Annotated in this window: 7 protein-coding genes; 6 read left to right on the plus strand and 1 reads right to left on the minus strand. The window is 62.9% G+C overall.

The features are described 5' to 3' along the window. The first annotated feature begins 81 nt into the window (after window positions 1-81). The 5 genes from rplP (at window position 82) to WB785_RS09690 (ending at window position 4,526) form a co-directional block, all read left to right on the plus strand. A complete protein-coding gene (gene rplP, locus WB785_RS09670; RefSeq protein ID WP_424078741.1) occupies window positions 82-498 on the plus strand; it encodes a 50S ribosomal protein L16 in 417 nt (138 codons plus the stop codon). Next, complete coding sequence (gene rpmC / locus WB785_RS09675; protein ID WP_424078742.1) at window positions 498-740, plus strand: 50S ribosomal protein L29; 243 nt, start codon at window positions 498-500, stop codon at window positions 738-740. The genes rplP and rpmC overlap by 1 nt, the downstream gene beginning before the upstream one ends. Further along, window positions 740-1,126, plus strand: a complete 387-nt coding sequence (gene rpsQ, locus WB785_RS09680) for a 30S ribosomal protein S17 (RefSeq protein WP_424078744.1) — start codon at window positions 740-742, stop codon at window positions 1,124-1,126. Before rpmC ends, rpsQ begins: the two co-directional genes overlap by 1 nt. A 145-nt stretch (window positions 1,127-1,271) precedes the next feature. After that, the gene (locus WB785_RS09685) at window positions 1,272-3,623 is read left to right on the plus strand and encodes an arylsulfatase (RefSeq protein ID WP_424078746.1); all 2,352 of its coding nucleotides are present in this window, start codon (window positions 1,272-1,274) and stop codon (window positions 3,621-3,623) included. Window positions 3,624-3,635: 12 nt separating this feature from the next. Continuing rightward, the gene (locus WB785_RS09690) at window positions 3,636-4,526 is read left to right on the plus strand and encodes a formylglycine-generating enzyme family protein (protein WP_424078747.1); all 891 of its coding nucleotides are present in this window, start codon (window positions 3,636-3,638) and stop codon (window positions 4,524-4,526) included. Here WB785_RS09690 and pstS read toward each other — a convergent pair. Continuing rightward, window positions 4,523-5,623, minus strand: a complete 1,101-nt coding sequence (pstS, locus tag WB785_RS09695) for a phosphate ABC transporter substrate-binding protein PstS (protein WP_424078748.1) — start codon at window positions 5,621-5,623, stop codon at window positions 4,523-4,525. The two genes, WB785_RS09690 and pstS, sit on opposite strands and share 4 nt — an antisense overlap. Before the next feature lie 287 nt (window positions 5,624-5,910). On the opposite strand from pstS, the gene WB785_RS09700 reads away from it, so the two are divergent. Further along, window positions 5,911-6,234: DUF4436 family protein (locus WB785_RS09700; protein WP_424078749.1), on the plus strand; the 324-nt coding region annotated here is incomplete at its 3' end.

Below are 6,234 nucleotides of genomic sequence, written 5' to 3' on the forward strand. Positions count from 1 at the left end.
GCTGAAGACACCGAGGCTGCGGCTCCCGCACCGCCGGCGGCCGAGCCGGCCGTTGAGACGCAGAGCACGGAGAGCTGAATCATGTTGATTCCCCGCAAGGTCAAGCACCGTAAGCAGCACCATCCGCGTCAGCGCGGGATGGCCAGTGGCGGCACGCAGGTGAGTTTCGGTGACTACGGTATCCAGGCGCTGGAGCATGCCTACGTCAGCAACCGCCAGATCGAGGCGGCACGTATCGCGATCAACCGGCACATCAAGCGTGGTGGCAAGGTGTGGATCAATATCTTCCCGGACCGGCCGCTGACCAAAAAGCCTGCGGAAACCAGAATGGGTTCCGGTAAGGGCTCGCCGGAGTGGTGGATCGCCAACGTCAAACCGGGTCGCATTCTCTTCGAGCTCAGCTACCCGAATGAATCGATCGCCCGGGCCGCGTTGACCCGAGCAATCCACAAGCTGCCGATCAAGGCACGCATCGTTACCCGAGAGGAGCAGTTCTGATGGCAGTGGGAATTTCCCCTGGCGAACTGCGCGAGCTCACCGACGAAGAGCTGATCGAGCGGTTGCGCGAGTCCAAGGAAGAGCTGTTTAACCTGCGTTTCCAGATGGCGACCGGGCAGCTCAACAACAATCGTCGACTTCGCACGGTGCGCCAACAGATTGCGCGCGTCTATACCGTGCTACGTGAGCGTGAACTCGGCCTGGCATCGGGCCCCGATGGCGCAGGGAGTGAGGAATCGTAATGGCAGAGGCCAAGACCCCGCAGAAGTCCGCGGCGAAGAAGGCACCCGCGAAAGCCGCCCCGAAGAAGGCCGCCGCAACCAAAGCGACGGCGGGCGGCGCTAAGGGCGACAAGCACACCCCACGCACCCCGAAGCCCCGTGGTCAGCGTAAGACCCGCATCGGTTACGTGGTGAGCGACAAGATGCAGAAGACCATCGTCGTCGAGCTGGAAGACCGGGTGCGTCACCCGCTGTACGGCAAGATCATCCGCACCACCAAGAAAGTCAAGGCGCACGACGAGAACGGCATCGCCGGCATCGGCGACCGCGTCTCGCTGATGGAGACCCGTCCACTGTCAGCAACCAAGCGCTGGCGGCTGGTCGACATCCTCGAAAAGGCCAAGTAAAGCTCTGCCGAGTAGACGCAAAAGCCCCCAAACGCTGTTTGTTTTGCGGGCTTTTGCGTTCCTCCGCAAGCGGGCGGTGCCCCAGTTCGCCAGGGTATAGTCGCATCCGGTATCCCGGGGGTCCACTACGAGAGTGAGGCCAGCGATGGCGACCGAGTTCAACGGCAAGATCGAACTCGACATCCGTGATTCGGAGCCGGATTGGGGTCCGTTCGCCGCGCCCACGGCGCCGCAGAATGCACCTAACATCCTTTATCTGGTGTGGGATGACACCGGCATCGCGACGTGGGACTGCTTCGGCGGTCTGGTCGAGATGCCGGCGATGACGCGCATCGCTGAGCGCGGTGTCCGGCTCTCGCAATTTCACACCACCGCGCTGTGTTCACCGACCAGGGCGTCATTGCTGACCGGTCGCAACGCGACCACCGTCGGTATGGCCACGATCGAAGAGTTCACCGACGGTTTTCCCAACTGCAACGGCCGGATTCCGCCCGACACCGCACTGCTCTCCGAGGTGCTCAACGAACGCGGCTACAACACCTACTGTGTCGGCAAGTGGCACCTGACGCCGCTGGAAGAGTCGAACATGGCGTCGACGAAGCGACACTGGCCGACGTCTCGCGGTTTTGAACGCTTCTACGGGTTCATGGGCGGCGAAACCGACCAGTGGTATCCCGACCTGGTTTACGACAACCACCCGGTCAATCCTCCGGGCACACCCGAGGACGGCTATCACCTGTCGAAGGACATCGCCGACAAGACCATCGAATTCATCCGCGACGCCAAGGTGATTGCGCCAGACAAGCCGTGGTTCAGCTACGTGTGCCCAGGTGCCGGACACGCTCCGCATCATGTCTTCAAAGAATGGGCCGACAAGTACGCCGGCAAGTTCGACATGGGCTACGAGCGCTACCGCGAGGTGGTGCTGGAAAAGCAGAAGGCAATCGGGATCGTTCCGCAGGACACTGAATTGTCGCCCGTCAACCCCTATCTCGATGTTAAGGGACCTAACGGCGAGCCTTGGCCGTTGCAGGACACGGTGCGGCCGTGGGACTCGCTCACCGACGAAGAGAAGAAGCTGTTCAGCCGGATGGCCGAGGTTTTCGCCGGCTTCCTGAGCTACACCGACGCCCAGATCGGCCGAGTCCTTGACTATCTCGAGGAATCGGGCCAACTGGACGACACGATCATCGTGGTGATCTCCGACAACGGCGCCAGCGGTGAGGGTGGCCCGAACGGATCGGTCAACGAGGGCAAGTTCTTTAACGGCTACATCGACACCGTCGAAGAGAGCATGAAGCTCTTCGACCACCTCGGTGGACCAGATACCTACAACCACTACGCAATTGGCTGGGCGATGGCCTTCAATACGCCCTACAAGCTGTACAAGCGCTACGCCTCCCATGAGGGCGGCATCGCCGATACGGCAATCATCTCCTGGCCCAACGGCATTGCGGCACACGGCGAGGTCCGCGACAATTACGTCAACGTCTGCGACGTCACCCCGACGGTCTACGACCTGCTGGGCATGACACCGCCGCAGACCGTCAAGGGCATCGCGCAGAAGCCACTCGACGGGATGAGTTTCAAAGCAGCCCTTGATGATCCGACTGCTGAAACGGGCAAGCAAACCCAGTTCTACACAATGCTCGGAACCCGCGGGATCTGGCATAACGGCTGGTTCGCCAACACAATTCATGCGGCCACACCTGCCGGATGGTCGCACTTCGGTGCCGATCGCTGGGAACTGTTTCACATCGAGGCCGACCGCAGCCAATGCCACGACCTGGCTTCCGAGCAGCCCGAAAAACTAGAAGAACTGAAGGCGCTGTGGTTCTCCGAAGCCGCCAAATTCAACGGTCTGCCGCTGGCGGATCTCAACATCTTTGAGACGCTGGGACGCTCGCGGCCCTACCTGGTCGGCGAACGACCCAGCTACATCTACTATCCCGACTGCGCTGATGTCGGCATCGGCGCCGCGGCCGAACTTCGCGGCCGTTCGTTCGCCTTGCTGGCCGACGTGACCGTGGATACCACCGGCGCCGAGGGTGTGCTGTTCAAGCAGGGCGGCGCCCACGGCGGACATGTGCTGTTCATCCAAGACGGACGACTGCACTACGTGTACAACTTCCTCGGTGAGCGCCAGCAGTTGATTTCGTCGTCGGATCCGGTGCCGCTGGGCAGACATCTTCTCGGCGTTCGTTATTCGCTGACCGGAACCGTGCAGAACAGCCACACGCCACTGGGTGAGGTGACGCTGTTCATCGATGACGCCGTGGTGGGCACGCTCGCAGACGTGATGGCGCACCCGGGAACGTTCGGATTGGCGGGTGCGGGCATCACGGTCGGGCGCAACGGCGGGTCGGCGGTGTCCAGCCGCTACAAGGCGCCGTTCGCGTTTACGGGTGGCACCATCGCCCAGGTCAGTATCGATCTTTCCGGGCGCCCGTACCAGGATGTGGAAAAGGAACTGGCACTGGCTTTTTCGCGTGACTGAAATGCTGAACGTATGCCCACCGAGCTAGTTGAATTGCCGTCCGGATCATTTCGGATGGGGTCGACGAGCTTCTACCCGGAGGAGGCGCCGATCCACACGGTGGCCGTCGGGGCCTTCGCCGTGGAACGACATCCGGTGACCAATGCGCAGTTTGCCGAATTCGTCTCCGCGACAGGGTATGTGACGGTTGCCGAGCAGCCCATCGATCCCGCGCTATATCCGAGCGTCGACCCGAGCGAGCTGCGCGCGGGCGCGATGGTGTTTCGTCCGACGCCAGGCCCGGTCGACCTGCGCGACTGGCGGCAATGGTGGGTCTGGGCACCGGGCGCGAGCTGGCGGCACCCGTTCGGGCCGGACACCGACATTGCCGACCGGCCCGATCATCCGGTCGTGCAGGTGGCCTACCCCGATGCCGCGGCATATGCGCGCTGGGCCGGGCGTCGGCTGCCGACCGAGGCCGAGTGGGAGTACGCAGCTCGCGGCGGGACCACCACCATCTACGCATGGGGCGACGAGGAGAAGCCCGGCGGAAAGCTGATGGCCAACACCTGGCAGGGCACCTTCCCCTACCGCAACGATGGAGCGCTCGGTTGGGCCGGAACCTCGCCGGTCGGTGCGTTTCCACCAAACCAGTTCGGCCTTTTCGACATGATCGGCAATGTCTGGGAATGGACAACGACCGAATTCTCGGCCCACCACCGGCTGGACCAGCCGCCCAAGGCCTGCTGTGCGCCGTCGGGTCCGGCCGACCCGACCATCGCGCAGACGCTCAAAGGCGGCTCGCACCTATGCGCACCGGAGTACTGCCACCGGTATCGTCCGGCCGCGCGGTCACCGCAATCGCAGGACACCGCCACCACACACATCGGATTTCGATGCGTGAGCGATGTGCCCGCTAGCTAGCTGATCGCGTCGACCGCGCTGGAGACTCGTGATTGAAAGTCCGGCGGCAGCGGGATGTAGCCGTGCTTGTCCAGGTCGATCTGGCCGGGGCCCAGCGTTGCCTGCAGGGCGGCCTTAACCGCTTGTCCGACTTGGGGGTCGGCGTATTTGGAGCAGACGATCTCGTAGGTGGCCATCACGATCGGGTAGACGTCTTCTTGGCTGGGGTTGTAGAACGACGAGAGGTCGAGCACGAGGTCGTTGCCTTTGCCGACGATTTTGGCCCCGGCGATGGTCTTGCCCACGGAGTCGGTGCCGACACGTACCGGACGTCTGGACTTGCGGCTGGCCGGCGTTTTAATCTCGGCGGCGTAAAGACCCTCGTCCATCGCAAATGACAACTCGTTGTAGGTGATTGCGCCTTCGGTGTTCTTCACCGTCGCCGAGGTGCCTTCGTTGCCGATGGCGCCGGTGCCGACGCCGCCTTTGAACTCCTTGCCGGTGCCCTGAGTCCAGGTGCCGCTGGCTGCGGACTGCAGGTAGGACTGGAAATTGGCGGTGCTGCCGGACTTATCGCTGCGGTAGATGACCTTGATGTCCTCTGGCGGCATGGATGCGTTGAGTGAGGTGATGGCCGGGTCGTCCCAGCGGGTGATGCTGCCGTTGAAGATCCCGGCCAGTGTGGGCGCGTCGAGCACCAAAAAGTCGACGTTGTAGAGGGTGTAGGTAACAGCCAACGGGCCGAACACCACCGGCAGGTTCCAGGCGTCTGCGCCGCTGCAGCGCTGTTTGGCGGCGGCGTACTGGTCGGCGGACAGCGGTGTGTCCGATCCGGCGAAATCGCTTTTGCCGGAGAGGAAGTCGCTGATCCCGCTGCCCGAGCCGTTCGCGGTGTAGTCGAGGGTGTGCCCAGGGCAGGCCTTGCCGTAGGCCTCGACGAACCGTTTCATCGCGTTGGCTTGTGCGGTCGATCCGCTGGCGTGGATGGTCGCCTTGCCGCCGCAGGTCACGACTTCACTGGCGTAGGCCATGCTGGTGTGCGGCACCTCGCAGCCCGACAGCACGATGGTGCCCGCAGCCAGCAAACTCGCGGCCGCGACTAAACGCTTGTGCTTCATGTTGATTCCTTCACGCCGAACTCGATTCGTGTTGAGAATTGCAGTTGTTGAAACCCGCACGCAAACCAACATCAGATTAACTGGTCAACGCGCTGCCTGCCGCCCGGTTTCGGCGCGAAAATGCCGACAGCGGGCCAATATTGAACGACGAGTTACCGAGGGATGGCCAACGGGTGACGGGTTTCGCCAGTCTTGCCCGGCAAAGTTATTTCGCCGCGCGACCGGCACCGCCGTTCGCTAACCTGACCCCGTGCTGCCCCGCCCGTCGCGACTTCCGGTGGCGACCAATGACCGTTGACGCTCCACCAACAGCGCCGCCTTCGCCCCCGTCGCCGCCGCCGAAGGAAAAGCGGTCGCGACGCGGCATCGCGTTCGGGGTGGCCATTCTGCTGGTTTTCTTCGCCGCCTACGGTCTATCGCTGCTCGGCGTCCGCCTACTACAACGGTCAGAGGGTCCGCTCCCACGACTGGACTTGAGCCAGGCCGGCCCCGATGACACCGTCGTGCAGATACGCCTCGAAGAGCTGAAGCCTGTGACAAATCGCCTCACGGTGAACGTGCTCATCTATCCGGGCGAGTCGCTGGAAGACCAACGCTTCGATGAGCTGAAC

The sequence above is a fragment of the Mycobacterium sp. genome, assembly GCF_049585075.1.
Lineage (GTDB): Bacteria > Actinomycetota > Actinomycetes > Mycobacteriales > Mycobacteriaceae > Mycobacterium.

Bases quoted from the DNA above. Each gene is read 5' to 3' on its own strand.
- rplP (WP_424078741.1), top strand. From the start codon at position 82: ATGTTGATTCCCCGCAAGGTCAAGCACCGTAAGCAGCACCATCCGCGT.
- rpmC (WP_424078742.1), top strand. From the start codon at position 498: ATGGCAGTGGGAATTTCCCCTGGCGAACTGCGCGAGCTCACCGACGAA.
- rpsQ (WP_424078744.1), top strand. From the start codon at position 740: ATGGCAGAGGCCAAGACCCCGCAGAAGTCCGCGGCGAAGAAGGCACCC.
- WB785_RS09685 (WP_424078746.1), top strand. From the start codon at position 1,272: ATGGCGACCGAGTTCAACGGCAAGATCGAACTCGACATCCGTGATTCG.
- WB785_RS09690 (WP_424078747.1), top strand. From the start codon at position 3,636: ATGCCCACCGAGCTAGTTGAATTGCCGTCCGGATCATTTCGGATGGGG.
- pstS (WP_424078748.1), bottom strand. From the start codon at position 5,623: ATGAAGCACAAGCGTTTAGTCGCGGCCGCGAGTTTGCTGGCTGCGGGC.